Source organism: Streptomyces sp. BV286 (assembly GCF_019090165.1).
In the GTDB taxonomy this organism is placed as follows: Bacteria; Actinomycetota; Actinomycetes; order Streptomycetales; family Streptomycetaceae; genus Streptomyces.
Map to the genome: position 1 here is coordinate 1 of NZ_JAHRIB010000151.1, position 16,692 is coordinate 16,692.

The 16,692-nt window shown below is 69.4% G+C and carries 14 protein-coding genes, 1 tRNA gene and 2 pseudogenes; 11 read left to right on the forward strand and 6 right to left on the reverse strand.

Annotation, left to right across the window (positions count from 1 at the left end; all coding sequences use genetic code 11):
* From gnd to KUF83_RS25825, 7 genes are all read left to right on the forward strand, one after another.
* On the forward strand, positions 1–729 hold a 729-nt coding region (gene gnd / locus KUF83_RS25795; RefSeq protein WP_217457323.1), incomplete at its 5' end, for a phosphogluconate dehydrogenase (NAD(+)-dependent, decarboxylating).
* Positions 730–799: 70 nt separating this feature from the next.
* Positions 800–1,924 (forward strand): DNA replication/repair protein RecF, encoded by a 1,125-nt coding sequence (gene recF / locus KUF83_RS25800; protein ID WP_217457324.1) that lies wholly within the window; start codon positions 800–802, stop codon positions 1,922–1,924.
* Entirely contained in the window at positions 1,921–2,454 is a 534-nt protein-coding gene (locus tag KUF83_RS25805) for a DUF721 domain-containing protein (RefSeq protein WP_217457325.1), read from the forward strand. Before recF ends, KUF83_RS25805 begins: the two co-directional genes overlap by 4 nt.
* Positions 2,455–2,764: 310 nt before the next feature.
* Positions 2,765–4,825, forward strand: coding sequence for a DNA topoisomerase (ATP-hydrolyzing) subunit B (gene gyrB / locus KUF83_RS25810; protein ID WP_217457326.1), 2,061 nt, complete (start codon positions 2,765–2,767; stop codon positions 4,823–4,825).
* Positions 4,826–4,867: 42 nt separating this feature from the next.
* Positions 4,868–7,456, forward strand: a complete 2,589-nt coding sequence (gene gyrA / locus KUF83_RS25815; protein ID WP_217457327.1) for a DNA gyrase subunit A — start codon at positions 4,868–4,870, stop codon at positions 7,454–7,456.
* Positions 7,457–7,474: 18 nt separating this feature from the next.
* Complete coding sequence (locus KUF83_RS25820) at positions 7,475–8,209, forward strand: DUF3566 domain-containing protein (protein ID WP_217457328.1); 735 nt, start codon at positions 7,475–7,477, stop codon at positions 8,207–8,209.
* A gap of 165 nt (positions 8,210–8,374) precedes the next feature.
* Positions 8,375–8,448 (forward strand) — tRNA-Ile (locus KUF83_RS25825).
* Between the two features lie 174 nt (positions 8,449–8,622).
* Here the strand turns inward: KUF83_RS25825 and KUF83_RS25830 are convergent.
* The 4 genes from KUF83_RS25830 to KUF83_RS25845 form a co-directional block, all read right to left on the reverse strand.
* On the reverse strand, positions 8,623–9,024 hold the full coding sequence (locus KUF83_RS25830; protein WP_217457329.1) for a hypothetical protein: 402 nt from the start codon (positions 9,022–9,024) through the stop codon (positions 8,623–8,625).
* Between the two features lie 565 nt (positions 9,025–9,589).
* The gene (locus KUF83_RS43030) at positions 9,590–10,048 is read right to left on the reverse strand and encodes a WhiB family transcriptional regulator (RefSeq protein ID WP_217457330.1); all 459 of its coding nucleotides are present in this window, start codon (positions 10,046–10,048) and stop codon (positions 9,590–9,592) included.
* On the reverse strand, positions 10,045–11,505 hold the full coding sequence (locus KUF83_RS25840) for a BN159_2729 family protein (protein ID WP_217457331.1): 1,461 nt from the start codon (positions 11,503–11,505) through the stop codon (positions 10,045–10,047). The genes KUF83_RS43030 and KUF83_RS25840 overlap by 4 nt, the downstream gene beginning before the upstream one ends.
* Positions 11,502–12,101 (reverse strand): sigma-70 family RNA polymerase sigma factor, encoded by a 600-nt coding sequence (locus tag KUF83_RS25845; protein WP_308403129.1) that lies wholly within the window; start codon positions 12,099–12,101, stop codon positions 11,502–11,504. Before KUF83_RS25845 ends, KUF83_RS25840 begins: the two co-directional genes overlap by 4 nt.
* Positions 12,102–12,512: 411 nt before the next feature.
* On the opposite strand from KUF83_RS25845, the gene KUF83_RS25850 reads away from it, so the two are divergent.
* Positions 12,513–12,950, forward strand: coding sequence for a helix-turn-helix transcriptional regulator (locus tag KUF83_RS25850; protein ID WP_308403130.1), 438 nt, complete (start codon positions 12,513–12,515; stop codon positions 12,948–12,950).
* A gap of 219 nt (positions 12,951–13,169) precedes the next feature.
* Positions 13,170–13,406, forward strand: coding sequence for a hypothetical protein (locus KUF83_RS25855; protein ID WP_308403131.1), 237 nt, complete (start codon positions 13,170–13,172; stop codon positions 13,404–13,406).
* Positions 13,407–13,932: 526 nt separating this feature from the next.
* On the opposite strand, the pseudogene KUF83_RS43035 reads toward KUF83_RS25855, so the two are convergent.
* A pseudogene (locus tag KUF83_RS43035) lies at positions 13,933–14,208 on the reverse strand (DUF6344 domain-containing protein); the annotation flags it as partial.
* Between the two features lie 326 nt (positions 14,209–14,534).
* Here KUF83_RS43035 and KUF83_RS25865 point away from each other — a divergent pair.
* On the forward strand, positions 14,535–14,663 hold the full coding sequence (locus KUF83_RS25865) for a DLW-39 family protein (RefSeq protein WP_003999697.1): 129 nt from the start codon (positions 14,535–14,537) through the stop codon (positions 14,661–14,663).
* A 252-nt stretch (positions 14,664–14,915) separates the two neighbouring features.
* On the forward strand, positions 14,916–16,286 hold the full coding sequence (locus KUF83_RS25870; protein WP_217457335.1) for a hypothetical protein: 1,371 nt from the start codon (positions 14,916–14,918) through the stop codon (positions 16,284–16,286).
* Positions 16,287–16,358: 72 nt separating this feature from the next.
* Here KUF83_RS25870 and KUF83_RS25875 read toward each other — a convergent pair.
* A pseudogene (locus KUF83_RS25875) lies at positions 16,359–16,692 on the reverse strand (serine/threonine protein kinase); the annotation flags it as partial.

The window sequence follows — 16,692 nt, forward strand, 5'->3', positions numbered from 1 at the left end:
GGGCCGCGGGTGGTGTGGGTGATGGTTCCGGCGGGTGCCGCGACCCAGTCCACCATCGATGAGCTGGCCGAGCTCCTTCAGCCCGGTGACGTGGTCGTGGACGGCGGGAACTCCCGCTGGACGGACGACGAGAAGCACGCCGGGGAACTGGCGGCGAAGGGCATCGGCTTCGTGGACGCGGGCGTCTCGGGCGGTGTGTGGGGCCTGGAGAACGGCTACGCCCTGATGGTCGGCGGCGACGCCGAACACATCGCCCGCGTCCAGCCCGTCTTCGACGCCCTCAAGCCGGAGGGCGAGGCGGGCTTCGTCCACGCGGGCAAGGTGGGCGCCGGCCACTTCTCCAAGATGGTCCACAACGGCATCGAGTACGCGATGATGCAGGCCTACGCCGAGGGCTGGGAGCTCCTGCAGGCCGTCGACTCCGTCACCGACGTGCGCGAGGTCTTCCGTTCCTGGCAGGAGGGCACCGTCATCCGTTCCTGGCTGCTCGACCTCGCGGTCAACGCCCTGGACGAGGACGAGCACCTGGAGAAGCTGCGCGGGTACGCGCAGGACTCCGGCGAAGGCCGCTGGACGGTCGAGGCGGCCATCGACAACGCCGTGCCGCTGCCCGCGATCACCGCCTCGCTCTTCGCACGGTTCGCGTCCCGCCAGGACGACTCACCACAGATGAAGATGGTCGCGGCCCTGCGCAACCAGTTCGGCGGCCACGCGGTCGAGAAGAAGTAGTCCGGGAAGAAGAAGTATCCACAGGTCCGCTCCGCGGATCCACAGCCCTGGGGGAGGTCGGCGAACGACCATGCACGTCACGCATCTGTCGCTGGCCGACTTCCGCTCGTACGCCCGGGTCGAGGTCCCGCTCGACCCGGGCGTCACCGCGTTCGTGGGGCCCAACGGCCAGGGCAAGACCAACCTCGTCGAGGCGGTCGGCTATCTGGCCACACTCGGCAGTCACCGCGTCTCGTCCGACGCGCCTCTCGTGCGGATGGGCGCCGACCGCGCGATCATCCGGGCCAACGTGAAACAGGGCGAACGCCAGCAACTCGTCGAGCTTGAGCTGAACCCCGGCAAGGCCAACCGTGCCCGCATCAACAGGTCCTCGCAGGTCAGGCCTCGTGACGTGCTCGGGATCGTACGGACCGTGCTGTTCGCCCCCGAGGACCTCGCGCTGGTCAAGGGCGACCCCGGGGAGCGCCGCCGCTTCCTCGACGAGCTGATCACCGCGCGCTCCCCGCGCATGGCGGGCGTGCGCTCGGACTACGACCGTGTCCTGAGGCAGCGCAACACGCTCCTGAAGTCGGCTGCGCTCGCCCGCCGACACGGCGGCCGCACGATGGACCTGTCCACACTCGACGTGTGGGACCAGCACCTCGCCCGCGTCGGCGCCGAGCTGCTCGCACAGCGGCTCGACCTCGTCGCCACGATCCAGCCGCTGGCCGACAAGGCGTACGAGCAGCTCGCGCCGGGCGGCGGGCCGGTGACCCTCGAGTACAAGCCCTCCTCACCCGGGATCACCGGTCACGCGCGCGAGGAGCTGTACGAAGAGCTGATGGCGGCCCTGGCGGAGACCCGCAAGCAGGAGATCGAGCGGGGCGTCACGCTCGTGGGCCCCCACAGGGACGAACTGCTGCTCAAACTTGGCCAGCTGCCCGCGAAGGGATACGCCTCCCACGGCGAGTCCTGGTCGTACGCGCTGGCCCTGCGCCTGGCCTCCTACGACCTGCTGCGGGCCGAGGGCAACGAGCCGGTGCTGGTCCTCGACGACGTGTTCGCCGAGCTGGACACCCGCCGCCGCGAGCGCCTCGCCGAGCTGGTCGCACCGGGCGAGCAGGTGCTGGTGACGGCCGCGGTCGACGACGACGTACCGGGCGTACTGACAGGGACGCGGTTCGTCGTGTCCGAGGGCGCGGTGGAGCGCGTATGAGCGAGAACACATCTGAACCGAAAGGCACCCCCGAGCCCTCCGGTGTGGACCTCGCGCGCGTGGCGCTGCGGGCGGCCAAGGAGCAGGCACGCGCGCGTGGGGACGCGGCACGCGAGAAGAAGCAGGCGCGCCGTGGAGGCCTGCGCTCCGGCGCACACGCCGACGGGCGCGACCCGATGGCGCTCGGCTCCGCCATCAACCGGCTGATCACCGAGCGCGGCTGGGAGACACCGGCCGCGGTCGGCGGGGTCATGGGCCGCTGGCCGCAGATCGTCGGGGACGACCTGGCCAAGCACTGCGTGCCGGAGAGGTACGACGAGGACGAGCGCGTACTGGTCGTGCGGTGCGACTCGACCGCCTGGGCGACCAACCTGCGGCTGCTGGCTCCGCAGCTGGTCGCGCGCCTGAACGAGGACCTCGGGCACGGCACGGTGAGGCTGATCAAGGTGCTCGGCCCCGGGGGTCCCGCCCACCGCTTCGGCCCCTTGCGCGCCCCCGGCAGCACAGGTCCCGGCGACACCTACGGGTGAGCCAGACCGGACGGTATGCCGTCCGTAGCGGGGGGTTGACACCCCGAAGCGCTGAGTGCCGCTCTGCGCCTCTTTGGGCCCTGGGCCACATATGGGGAGTCGGCGGAGACCGGTTCAGGGCGGCACATGCGGACTCAGGTACCGGCAAACCCCCATCACTGTCGGCGCTACCGGTAGACTGGAAGCTAATACCGCCCCACTTGTGGGACACACCGAGCAACGCTGACAAAGGCTTACCAACGCAACACGCCGCAGCCGCTCCGGCCACCCGCCGGGAGTTCGGCTTGTGCTGTGCCAGAAAGGGCGCTTCGTGGCCGATTCCGGCAACCCCAACGAGAACATCCCGTCCACCGACGCGGGCGCGAAAATCGAGCTTCAGACCTCGAACGGCGAGGTCACAGCCTCGTACGATGCCAGCGCCATCACCGTCCTCGAGGGTCTGGACGCGGTCCGCAAGCGACCCGGCATGTACATCGGCTCGACCGGTGAGCGCGGACTGCACCACCTTGTGTACGAGGTGGTGGACAACTCCGTCGACGAGGCGCTGGCCGGCCACGCGGACACGATCGACGTGACGATCCTCCCCGACGGCGGCGTTCGCGTCGTCGACAACGGCCGCGGCATCCCGGTGGGCATCGTCCCCTCCGAGGGCAAGCCCGCCGTCGAGGTCGTACTGACCGTGCTGCACGCGGGCGGCAAGTTCGGCGGCGGCGGCTACGCGGTCTCCGGCGGTCTGCACGGAGTGGGTGTCTCCGTCGTGAACGCGCTGTCCACCAAGGTGGCCGTGGAGATCAGGACCGAGGGCCGCCGCTGGACGCAGGACTACAAGCTCGGCGTCCCGACGGCCCCGCTGGCCCAGCACGAGACCACGGAGGAGACCGGCACGTCGGTCACCTTCTGGGCCGACGGGGACATCTTCGAGACCACGGACTACTCCTTCGAGACGCTCTCGCGGCGCTTCCAGGAGATGGCGTTCCTCAACAAGGGTTTGACGATCAAACTCACTGATGAGCGCGATTCGGCGAAGGCGACGGTCGGTGCCGACGAGGCCGGTGCTGACGAGCCCGTAGAGGTCAGGACCGTCACCTACCACTACGAGGGCGGCATCGTCGACTTCGTGACGTACCTCAACTCCCGCAAGGGCGAGGTCGTCCACCCCACCGTGATCGACATCGAGGCCGAGGACAAGGAGCGCATGCTCTCCCTCGAGGTCGCGATGCAGTGGAACGGCGGCTACAGCGAGGGCGTGTACTCCTTCGCCAACACCATCCACACCCACGAGGGCGGTACGCACGAGGAGGGCTTCCGTGCGGCGCTCACCGGGCTCATCAACCGGTACGCGCGCGACAAGAAGCTGCTCCGCGAGAAGGACGACAACCTCACGGGTGACGACATCCGCGAGGGTCTGACGGCGATCATCTCGATCAAGCTGGGCGAGCCGCAGTTCGAGGGCCAGACCAAGACCAAGCTGGGCAACACCGAGGCGAAGACCTTCGTCCAGAAGGTCGTCCACGAGCACATCAGCGACTGGCTGGACCGCAACCCGAACGAGGCCGCGGACATCATCCGCAAGTCCATCCAGGCGGCCACCGCGCGCGTGGCGGCCCGCAAGGCCCGCGACCTGACGCGCCGCAAGGGGCTTCTGGAGACGGCGTCGCTGCCGGGCAAGCTGAGTGACTGCCAGTCGAACGACCCGACCAAGTGCGAGATCTTCATCGTCGAGGGTGACTCCGCCGGCGGTTCGGCCAAGTCCGGCCGCAACCCGCAGTACCAGGCGATCCTCCCGATCCGCGGCAAGATCCTGAACGTCGAGAAGGCGCGGATCGACAAGATCCTGCAGAACCAGGAGATCCAGGCGCTGATCTCGGCCTTCGGCACCGGGGTCCACGAGGACTTCGACATCGAGAAGCTGCGCTATCACAAGATCATCCTGATGGCGGACGCCGACGTCGACGGCCAGCACATCAACACCCTGCTGCTGACCTTCCTGTTCCGCTTCATGCGGCCGCTGGTCGAGGCCGGGCACGTGTTCCTGTCCCGTCCGCCGCTCTACAAGATCAAGTGGGGCCGCGACGACTTCGAGTACGCGTACTCGGACCGCGAGCGCGACGCCCTGATCGAGCTGGGCCGGCAGAACGGCAAGCGCGTCAGGGAGGACTCGATCCAGCGCTTCAAGGGTCTCGGCGAGATGAACGCCGAGGAGCTGCGCATCACGACCATGGACCAGGAGCACCGCGTCCTCGGCCAGGTCACGCTCGACGACGCCGCCCAGGCCGACGACCTCTTCTCGGTCCTCATGGGCGAGGACGTCGAGGCGCGCCGCGCGTTCATCCAGCGCAACGCCAAGGACGTCCGCTTCCTCGACATCTGAGTCGGTCTCAGCTGACCGCGTCAGAAAGGATCTGCACCAGCAATGACCGACGAGAACACTCCGATCACCCCTGAAGAGGACAGCGCCTTCTCCCTGCGTGTCGAGCCCGTCGGGCTCGAGACCGAGATGCAGCGCTCGTACCTCGACTACGCGATGTCCGTCATCGTGTCGCGTGCGCTGCCCGACGTACGGGACGGCCTCAAGCCCGTCCACCGCCGCGTCCTGTACGCCATGTACGACGGCGGCTACCGGCCCGAGAAGGGCTTCTACAAGTGCGCCCGCGTCGTCGGCGACGTCATGGGCACCTACCACCCGCACGGCGACTCGTCGATCTACGACGCGCTGGTCCGTCTCGCGCAGCCGTGGTCGATGCGGATGCCGCTGGTGGACTCCAACGGCAACTTCGGTTCTCCGGGCAACGACCCGGCCGCCGCCATGCGGTACACCGAGTGCAAGCTGAAGCCGCTGTCCATGGAGATGGTCCGTGACATCGACGAGGAGACCGTCGACTTCACGGACAACTACGACGGCCGCAACCAGGAGCCGACGGTTCTGCCGGCGCGCTTCCCGAACCTGCTGATCAACGGCTCGGCGGGCATCGCGGTCGGCATGGCGACCAACATCCCGCCGCACAACCTGCGCGAGGTCGCCTCCGGCGCCCAGTGGTACCTGGAGAACCCGGAAGCCACGCACGAGGAGCTTCTGGACGCCCTGATCGAGCGCATCAAGGGCCCCGATTTCCCGAGCGGTGCCCTCGTGGTGGGCCGTAAGGGCATCGAGGAGGCGTACCGCACGGGCCGTGGCTCCATCACGATGCGCGCGGTCGTCGACGTCGAGGAGATCCAGAACCGCCAGTGCCTGGTGGTCACCGAGCTCCCCTACCAGGTCAACCCCGACAACCTCGCGCAGAAGATCGCTGATCTGGTGAAGGACGGCAAGGTCGGCGGTATCGCGGACGTCCGCGACGAGACGTCGTCCCGTACCGGCCAGCGCCTGGTCATCGTCCTGAAGCGGGACGCGGTCGCCAAGGTCGTCCTGAACAACCTCTACAAGCACACCGACCTGCAGACGAACTTCGGCGCGAACATGCTGGCGCTGGTCGACGGAGTGCCGCGCACGCTGTCGCTCGACGCGTTCATCCGTCACTGGGTGGCGCACCAGGTCGAGGTCATCGTCCGCCGTACGCGCTTCAGGCTGCGCAAGGCCGAGGAGCGTGCGCACATCCTGCGTGGCCTCCTGAAGGCCCTGGACGCCATCGACGACGTCATCGCGCTGATCCGGCGCAGTGACACCGTGGAGATCGCGCGAGAGGGCCTCATGGGCCTCCTGGAGATCGACGAGATCCAGGCCAACGCCATCCTTGAGATGCAGTTGCGCCGCCTCGCCGCTCTGGAGCGCCAGAAGATCGTCTCCGAGCACGACGAACTCCAGGCGAAGATCCGCCAGTACAACGAGATCCTGGCCTCGCCCGTGCGTCAGCGCGGCATCATCAGCGAGGAACTGGCCGCGATCGTCGAGAAGTTCGGTGACGACCGCCGCTCCAAGCTGGTCCCCTTCGACGGCGACATGTCCATGGAGGACCTGATTGCCGAAGAGGACATCGTCGTCACCATCTCGCGCGGCGGCTACATCAAGCGGACCAAGACCGAGGACTACCGCTCGCAGAAGCGCGGCGGCAAGGGCGTACGCGGCACGAAGCTCAAGGAAGACGACATCGTCGACCACTTCTTCGTGTCGACGACGCACCACTGGCTGCTGTTCTTCACCAACAAGGGCCGCGTCTACCGGGCGAAGGCGTACGAGCTGCCCGACGCCGGGCGTGACGCGCGTGGACAGCACGTCGCCAACCTCCTGGCCTTCCAGCCGGACGAGGCGATCGCCGAGATCCTCGCGATCCGCGACTACGACGCGGTGCCCTACCTGGTGCTCGCCACCAAGGGCGGTCTTGTGAAGAAGACGCCCTTGAAGGATTACGATTCACCGCGTTCTGGCGGCGTGATCGCGATCAATCTCCGCGAAACGGAGGACGGTTCCGATGACGAACTGATCGGAGCCGAACTGGTTTCGGCAGAGGACGATCTGCTTCTGATCAGCAAAAAGGCACAATCGATCAGGTTCACGGCGACGGATGACGCACTGCGTCCCATGGGCCGTGCGACCTCGGGCGTCAAGGGCATGAGCTTCCGTGAGGGAGACCAGCTGCTCTCGATGAATGTTGTTCGACCCGGTACGTTCGTGTTCACTGCCACAGACGGTGGGTACGCGAAGCGGACCGCCGTCGACGAGTACCGCGTCCAGGGTCGCGGTGGCCTGGGTATCAAGGCCGCCAAGATCGTCGAGGACCGCGGTTCTCTCGTCGGCGCGCTGGTGGTCGAGGGGACCGATGAGATCCTCGCCATCACGCTGTCCGGCGGTGTGATTCGTACGCGAGTCAACGAGGTCAGGGAGACGGGCCGTGACACCATGGGCGTCCAACTGATCAACCTGGGCAAGCGCGATGCCGTCGTCGGCATCGCACGTAACGCCGAGGCCGGTCGCGAGGCCGAGGAAGTCGACGGGGTGGTCGACGACTCGGACGAGGTCGAGACGGTCGCCGGCACGGACGAGGGCGATCGGTCCTCGGACGAGTAGCGCGAGGAGTGAGTCATCGTGAGCGGAGCCACGGGCGCCGGTTCGACCGACACGGATACGGACGGCGGCCGTGGCCCCGCCACGGAGGCGACTGACTCCCATGACTCTCATGGATCCCAGGGGGGAACTGTGACGGACACCCGAGGCCCACAGACGCCGCAGTACGCGGCCGGTGCGGCCCCAGCCTCGTCGGCGCCTCCGGGCCCGGGGGCACCTTCGGGCGCGGCGGGGCCCCCGGCTCCGGCCTCGCCCCTGCCGGGGGAGCGGCAGCCGCAGCAGGCCGCCCAGCCCTACCACCCGCCGCAGGCGTACTCGGCGCAGGCGGCACCCGCCGCAGGCCCCGCCGTCCGCATGCCGCGCACCGGGGCCCGTACGACGCCCCGCACGCGCAAGGCGCGTCTGCGGGTGTCCAAGGCCGACCCGTGGTCGGTGATGAAGGTCAGCTTCCTGCTCTCCATCGCGCTCGGCATCTGCACGATCGTCGCGGCCGCGGTGCTGTGGATGGTCATGGACGCCATGGGTGTCTTCTCCACGGTGGGCGGCACGATCTCCGAGGCCACCGGCTCGAACGAGTCCAACGGTTTCGATCTGCAGTCGTTCCTGTCGCTGCCGCGCGTGCTCATCTTCACGTCGATCATCGCTGTCATCGACGTCGTCCTCGCCACCGCGCTCGCCACGCTCGGCGCGTTCATCTACAACCTCTCCGCGGGCTTCGTCGGCGGTGTCGAGCTGACGCTCGCCGAGGACGAGTAAACGTTGTCACCACCGCTTCACGGCGAGAGCGCATCCCTGTCCGGGGTGCGCTCTCGCGCTGTCGGGGCAGGCCGGAACGGGGCGCGGATACCGATTTTGGGACTGACCCCGTCGTGCGCTAATCTTCAGAGGTCAGCGCGCGGGACATACACCGCAGAGCGCGGCGGGGCTATAGCTCAGTTGGTTAGAGCGCATCCCTGATAAGGATGAGGCCACAGGTTCAAATCCTGTTAGCCCCACGTCAAGAGGACCCCCGGTCGGGAACGACCGGGGGTCTTTCGCGTACGCGGTTCCTGTCCGGCGAGGAGACGCGCAGCGCCCCCCTGCTGTCGATGCGCAGGGGGGCGCTCACAGTCCGGTCGACGTGCCTCCCGAGCTTGTCGGCCGGAGTTCGGGGGCGGGCCCGTTCCCGATCAGTCGCCGTGGTGCAGCTCGGTGACGACTCGGGCCACATCGTGCTCCAGTGCCAGCATGCGGGTGTGGCGGTGGATGTGGGCGTACTGCGCCTCGGTCTCCCGGGTGTCCCTCCCCGCGCGCGTGCCGGTGATCCCCGCCCGGCGCACGTGCTGGAAGAGGGAGATCTCGCCCGACGCCAGAGCCCAGGACAGGGGCCTGCCTCCGGCCGTGAGACTCAGGAGGTGCGGGCCGTCCGCAGTGCCGTCGGGTGCCGGGGCCGACACGACGGCTGTCGACGGGTGCAGCGCGGCCAGCCAGGCGAGGAGGTACGCCCGCTCGCGCGCCATGCCTTCGCGCTCTCGCGCGTACGCGTCGGCGTGCCGCTGCCAACGGGCAGCCTGCGCCTTGGTGGTGCGCAACTCGTTCCCGAGGCGGTGAAGGCGGTCGACCAGCCGGTCCGTCGCTTCGGAGGCCGCGGGGACGGCGGGGGCCGGCGGGGGCGCTGGTACGGAGTCCAGGGACGGGGCAGCACTGGAGGGCTCGGGCGATCCGGAGGGGACGGGGGAGGGGGAGCTCCGGAGGAGGGTTCGGAGACGGCCAGGTGAGCCGCGTCGGCCGAAACGCCTTCGACGGGGCTGGGGCGCGGCAGGGAGGGCCGGGCCGGCGACCGTCGTCGCAGGCGGTGGGGTGGTCGGCGCGGGAGTCGCCGCGGCGGTCGGTACCGGGGCCGGGAGTGGGGGTACCGGGGCCGTGGGCCGCAGGCTGGGAGGGGGCGGGGAAGCGGACATGGCGTACTCCGAGGGCGAAGTGGGTCCGGGACGGGAGGGCACCGGACGGGTGTGCGGGTGCGTCCTGCCGGCCGTCGGCCGTGGAGGGCCGACGTGAGTCGGGGACGTGGACCGGTGACAGACGTGTCTTCCGTGAGCCGCCGGGCCACGGACGCAGTCGGGCGGCCGTCGGGCCGACGGAAGTACCTGGTGTCCGTCAGGCCGGGCGGAAGAACGTGGTGCCTGTTCGTCGGTAGTGGCTGGCGCTGCGGGCATTGGCGGCCCGGCAGGCGTCGTCCACGGGCTCCCCTCTACGCAAGTGCCGCTGGTACGCCGACCGCGTACCGCAGAACGCGGGCTCGACGGGGGGACGGCGCGGCTCGGGCGGGGGCGGGGGAGGCCGTTCGAGCCGCTTGTCCAGTGCGTGGCGCTGAGGGCCGGTCAGTCCGGCGACGATTCCACCCCGGTCACACTCGGGCAGGCCGTTCTCCCTGCGCAGCACCGCAGCTCGGCACTCCACGAGAACCTGGCACGAGTGACACAGAGCCCGGGCGATGGCGCGGCTTCTGTCGGAGAACCACAGTTCGGGGTCCTCGTTCCGGCACAGGGCGTTTGACTCCCATTCCCTGCTCCGGCCGCCGCCATTGCCTGTTCCTCCCGTTCCGGATCCGTTCACTTCTCGCTCCGATCGGCCCGCTCCGTGGCCTCCCGCGTGGCTGGACCGGTGCGTACGAGACCGTGGCGTCGGACACTCGGGACGTTCGGGCCGGTGCCCGGCACGGACGTCAGGGCGGTCGCGGACGCGAGGGCGGGCGGCGGCCGCAGAGCGCGCAGGGACGGTTTCCCGGATGCGGATGCGGATGCGGATGCGGATGCGGAAGCCGCAGCCGACGGAGGCGAGGGCTCGTCGGGAGCGGGCGGTTCGGGCGGACTCGTCGCGTCGGCCGGATCGGCGGGGTCCGCCCGGACGACCCTGAGAGCAGCCTCCGCGGGCGGTCCGGCAGCAGCTGGAAGTACGGCGACGGGTGTCGCGAGGACGGTGAGCCGGGCCGCGCCGAGCCGGACGACCCGGGGCCGACGCACCACGGGCGGTGCGGAAGCGTCCGAGGACGTGGGGATCGAAGAGCTCAAGGGGCTCGTGGGGCTTGTGGAGTTGGAGGGAAGTAAGGGCAAGGCAGGGCCGGGTGAGGAGGTGGGAAGCGAGGTGTCCGGTTCCATCAGCCGGGCCATGAAGGTGGCCGGTCGCGTCGGCCGGGTCATGAAAGTGTCCGGTCGGGCTGCCTCGGCGCCACCCGCCTGAGCGGTGGGGCCCGCCTCTGGCTCCAGCGCTGTCAGGGGCCCCAGCAGCGCTGTCACGTTGGCGAGGGTGCACCGCTCGGCACGTCCGTCCAGTGTCAGCAGCGGCATGCCGTCCGGTGTGCGGCAGCCGTGGAAGTACCAGACGGCCCCCTGCACGTCCCGCTGCGGCAGCGACAGGTCATAGGTGATTCCCTCGAACTCGTACCTCTGCGGGCCGGAGCCGGCCGAGGCGCCGGTAGCAGGAGGCGAAGCCGCTTCCTGACCAGTGCTCGCGGGAGCGGCGGAGGGCGCGGCCGGAACCGTGGACGGGCCGGCGGACTCGACGGGAGCGGCGGTGACAGGGGGCCGAGGCGTCTGCCGCCTTCCGCGCGCGAGCACCGAGACCCGCACGCCGGCGTGGTGACTCTCGCCGAAGACCGCGTGCGGCAGGATCTCCTCGGCGTCGTGCCTGATACCGAAGTGCGTGCGCCACCGCCGCCACTGCGCCTGGTCGGTGACGTGGAGCTCGACGCGTACACGGTCGCCGTCGGCCCGGACGCCGAGGAAGTCCGGATGACCGCCGATGTGTTGTTCGACAGCGGCCGCGAGCAGTCCCGCCCGCGCGCACGCGTGGTCCCAGGCGAACGCCTGCTGCTCCAGTTCCGTCAGCTGTCCGGGGACACGGGCCCAGCCGCCACCCGGTGTGCGATGCAGGACGAACCCGAACGTCCGCTCCGCATCCACCAGCAGGTGTGCCACGTCGAGGGCGTGGGCGACGGCCCTGGCCTGGTTGGAGGTGCTCACCGCGAGAGCTGTACGGATCACGCGTTCGGCGTGGGGCAGGTTCCTGTTCATGCCGCGGACTCTCTCTCCGACGCCGTACGTAGTTTCTGCATCGCCCGGAACGTGAGCGACTTGACCGCACCGACGGTCCGCCCCATGGCGAAGGCCGTCTCCTCGGGCGACATCTCGCCGATGAACCGCAGTTCCATGCACTGCCGTTGATGGGCGTTCAGCGTGTACAGGGCGCTCCGCACGGCTTCGTGGGTCTCGACCGCCTCCATCGCACGCAGCGCGGCGAACTCGGCGCTGCGGTCGTGCGCGTCGCTGTCCCGCACTTCGGAGACGAGGGTTTCCACCCGGGAGCGCTTGGTCTTCACCTCGTCCAGGTGCAGGTTCTTGGCGATGGCGAGCAGCCATGCCGTGAACCCCGTGCCCTGCCAGGTGAAGCCGGCGATGTGGCGCAGCGCCCTGACGAAGACCTCCTGGGTGAGGTCCTCGGCCTGGTGCCGGTTCCGGGTGCGGAAGAGGAGGTACCGATACACGAAGTGCTGGTGATCGACGTAGAGGGCCGCGAACGCTTCTCGGTCGCCGGCCCGGGCCCGGTCGACCGTGTCGTGGTCGGTCGTCTGCCGACGCGAGCCTGTCTCTCGTCTGATCTGTGCGGACACGGGCGGAGTGCTCCTTCTGCGCGATTTCTTGTGGGTTTCGGGCGGTGGCCAGGGCCGTGGACTGCCGGGGCCCGAGCCCCAGCAGCTTGGTTCTCGGCCCTGGGCCCCCGCGTCGCACGGGGCGCCCTTCGGGCGCAATACGCTATCTTCATGTAGATGTAGATTTCTTGGACGGGGAGCGGCATGGAAGTGGGTTGGGGGGTGTGCGGTGCGTGGCGGGCGATGGATTGCATCTACAGTATGCATGTAGATGTAGATTGGTCAAGTGGCCATGTCAAGGGAGCTTCGGGGGTGACGGCGGGCGTGCGGTAGCACTTCCATGCGGAGGTATGCCTCCGATTCGTGGAAATACCGTTCAGCGATCTGCGATCTACTTGCACATGTAGATGCCCATGGACGATGCTTGATCGCGTGACCAGGAACTTTCAGCCGCTTGGTGGGCCCGACGTGGGTGAGCCGGACTTCGGTGAGGACTTCGCCGTCGAGGGCGAGGACCTGCCCGCGCTGCTGGAGCGCCTCCTGGGCGAGTCGCAGGGCAGGACCCAGAAGGACCTGGCTGCGGAAGCCGGTATCTCCTATCCGACACTGAACGCCTGGATGAACCGGACGCGCGGGACCTCCCGCATCGACCCGGAACGGCTGCGGGCGATGGTCGAGGTGTTCCGCCGCTGGGGTGTGAGGACCACGCCGCGTGAGTTCTTCGCCTCCGTGGGCCGTCCGGTGCCCGGGCCCAGTGGGGACGAGCGCGAGGCTCAGCTGCTCAAGCTCTACCGGCAGTTGCCCGAATCGAGGCAGCGTGCTCTGGTCAAGAACGCCGAAGCGATGCTCCAGCTCAGTCGCACCACCTGACGGTGTTCCCGCCGGCCTTGAGGGCCGTAGGGGCCTGTGCTTCTCGCCCTCGGTACGGAGGGGCGTTTTTCGGACTGGCAATCCTCATTGGTATATCCCAACAACTTTCACTCAACGAACACACGCGGGTACGATCGGTGTGCCGCTGGCCTCCCGGAGCGGGGTTTCTGCATGCCCTCATGCATCCCTGGGGAGATTCCTGTGTGCATCGTGATTTCTGTGGCGGACGACCTTCCGAAGGTCGCCATCTGGGACCCTGACGAGATGAGCATCCTGGTGGCGCGCGGCGCGGCCACCGGTGAACTGCTTCGTGAGGTCGAGGCGATCCTGACGGTCGACCTCGGTGCGCCGGCCACCTCGGACGATCGATTCGTCTGCTTCTGCGGCGCGCTGGTGGAGTTACCGGGTGAGGTGACACCCCTGGTCGCCGCTGACGTCTCCTGCGGACCCGTCTGACCGGAGTGCGGCCGTCGCGGTTTCCGGAGTGTCACGGAGCCGCCGTGCCGACAGTGGCCGGTACCGCAGCCGAAGCAGGGGCTGACACCGAGGCGGGGGCCGAAAGCCGCGCCGGAGCGGAGGACTGCGAGGGGAACAGGACAGCAGCGGTGCGCGCGGTACCCGTGACGGGTGCGGCATCGACGGCGTGCGCATCCGAGGCGGGTGTGGTGGACGCGCAAGTGACCTCTGGTGCGCGGGTGAGGGGCCCGTTCGCGAGCCCTGTGGCCGGCTCCGGGGCGGTGACACCGGTGCTGATGACGCCGACCGTGGTGCGGGTGGCGCCGGAAGGGCCGGTCGGGACCGGAGGGGTGCGCCTCGAGCCGGAGTCACCCGCAAGGGAGCCCGTCGTACCGGGGTCCGTGGCTCCGGCCGACTCCGACGTGCTGCTCGTCGCGCCGCCGACGGCTGTCGCCGCGTCGGTCCTCGTGCTGTGGGCCGAAACCGATGCCCTGTCCTGCGGGACCGCGGTGTCCGTGGCCATGGCGTCCGCCGGCGGGCGGTGTCGGCAGGACGGTGAGGAGCCGTGCGCCTCGGCGTGGATGCGCTGCTTCATCGTCGGTGGCAGGGAGCGTGTCTGCGGGTGGACCCGGATGGGCCCTTCCAGCTCCGTCGCGTTCTGCGGAGCGCCGGTGTTGCGTGCCGTCTCCGTCTCGGGTACGGCGGCGACAGCGGTCGTCGTGATGAGTCCGAGCGACGTGCACAGCGTGATGAACGCGGTGATGACCGCGGTCCACAGCCTCATGACCCTGTTCTTGGTCATGTCCCCTCACTTTCGGGTTGGGTGATTTGCGTACTTTCCTCATGATGTGTAAGGAGGTCGCGAAGTGGTGGATCTGCACCCGTGGCGCGTCGATCTTCAGATGAACACCACCCGGATGGGCCCAGGAGAGAAGGAAGGCGGAAGAAGAAGGTGAAATTCGAGGCGTGCGGGTACTCGTCGAGCCGTGACGGGAGCCGCGCCGTCCGGTTGTACTGCTGTGTGCCGGGCGGGAGTTGGCTGCTGGCGCAGGTCACCGATCGGTATCGGCCGGTGTGTATAGTCGGGCGCCAGAACGCCCCAACACCAAGGAAAGACGAGGTCTCGCGGTGAAGAAGCTTCTCCTGGTCGCACTGGCCGCCATCGGCGGGCTCCTCGTGTACCGCCAGATCCAGGCGGATCGCGCCGAGCAGGATCTGTGGACGGAGGCGACCGACTCCGTGCCCACGGGTTCGTGAGCATCGACGACAGTCTCAGTACAGACCCCGGCCGCCTTGCGGTCGGGGTTTTGTGTTGCTCCGGGGCTTCATCCCTGCCAGGAGCGCGCGGAACGTCACAGGAAGCGCTTGTGTCACCGAAGAGGGAGTGCCGCGGCGGTCCGGGAGGCAGGATGGTCGAGGCTTCGCGGGCGTTCGAGAACAGCGTCGGAACGGCGCCGGCCCGCGGCGCCCGACGGGTGAGGGTCCGGGGTTACGGCGAGGGGGCGCGTGATGGGGCGGCGCACGGGATGGTGGCGCGGCCGTACGGTCCTGGCCGGAGCGGCGGCGCTGCTCTCGGTCGTGGCACCGGCGGACCGGGCGGCAGCGGCCGGCACTCCCCCTCCGTACCGCTTCGCCGCCGATGCCGTGCGGGTCGAGGGCGCCGCGACGACTGCTGACGCCGTCCGTCTGAAGCCCGGTGCGATCTACCGGAGCACCCTGCGGGACAAGGGCAAGCTCTACTACGGGCTGCGGCTCGACAGGACGTCCAGCGCGTACGTGTCGGCGACCGCCGTCCCCAAGCGGGGCACGAAGGTCGTGTACTCCGACGGCATCAAGGTCTCCCTGCAGGATCCCGACGGTCACAAGTGTTTCTCCGGGGACGCCGGCGCCGCCCGTTTCGGACCCACAGAGAGCCCACGCCCGCTCACGGCCTGGGCGTCGCGCCGGGCCGGCCCCGGCACGTACTCCTGCAAGAGCGCCGGTACGTACTCGGTGCTCGTCGAGCGCACGAGCCGCGCCGGATCCTCGCCGGACGACTGGGAGCTGGAGCTCCAGTACGTGTCGGAGCCCGCGCTCGAAAAGGCCGCCCGGACGACCGCCCCCCAGGTGTGGGACTCCGCCTCCCCTGAAGCCCTCGACGGCGAGGCCAGGACCCGCGAGGGCGGATCGAGCTTCAACGAGGCGCGTTCATTGGAACAGGGCGTCTGGAAGGACCGGATCCGGGCCGGACAGACGCTCTTCTACCGCGTTCCCGTCGACTGGGGGCAACAGTTCGGCGCCACCGCTGAACTGGGACCGGCGGACGGCGACGGCTTCCTGGGGAACGCCCTCGTCATGTCGCTCCACAACCCCGCGCGCGCATTGGTGGACGACGCCGACACCGGATACGACGGCACGAGGAAGGCGACCGCGCTGGAACCGCTGCCGCCGGTCGCGTACGAGAACCGGTACGCCGTCGACGACCAGGTGGGCGGGATGCGGTTCGCCGGCTGGTACTACCTCGCCGTTCATCTCGGTGCGGGGATGGCCGGCAAGTTCGGCGACGGGCCGTTCGAGCTGACGCTGCGCGTGCGGGTGAGCGGTACGGCCGAGGCGCCGCCCGTGTACGGCGGTGGCACCGCGCCGCGTGACGTGTTCGAGGTCACGGCGGGGGACCGGGACGCCGCGGCGAGCGGCAGCGCGGCGACCGGGCAGGACGGCGGTCCGGCCGGGAACGCCGCGATGAAGGCGGTGGCCGCGGGCGGGATCGGCGCGGGGTGCGTCCTGGTCCTGGGGCTCGGGATGTGGACGGTGATCGCCCGGAGGCGGGCGGCCGAGGGAGCGGCGCGGGGTGGCGGCGGTGTGGCTGCGCGGACGTACGGACGGCCGCGGGGCCGGTAGCCCGCCGACCCGGCGCCCCGCTGATCCACCCACCTGCCGACCGACCTACCGACCTGCCGGTCGGGAGCCGGTTCAGATCCGGGCCAGTGCCCAGAAGCCGACCGCGAAGCAGACCAGCGCGAGCAGGAGCACCGGAAGGGCCACCGTCATGGGTGGCCCGGGCCGTCGTCGTGCCCGCTTGGCGCGGTGCCGCGCGACCGGCTGCGACTGAGCGGGAACCCGAATGTCCCGAGCGGTGTATGAAGCAGTAGGGGCGACTTCGCGTGGCTGCGCCTGAGGCTGCGGGTGGAGTTCCAGATGCGGATGCGGAGGGGGCGAAGGAGCCGGGAGCGACGGGTACGAGGCCTGGGGGGAGGGCACGTGAGTGGGTTCGTACGGCAGCGACTGGGCGTGACCGGGGTGGGGG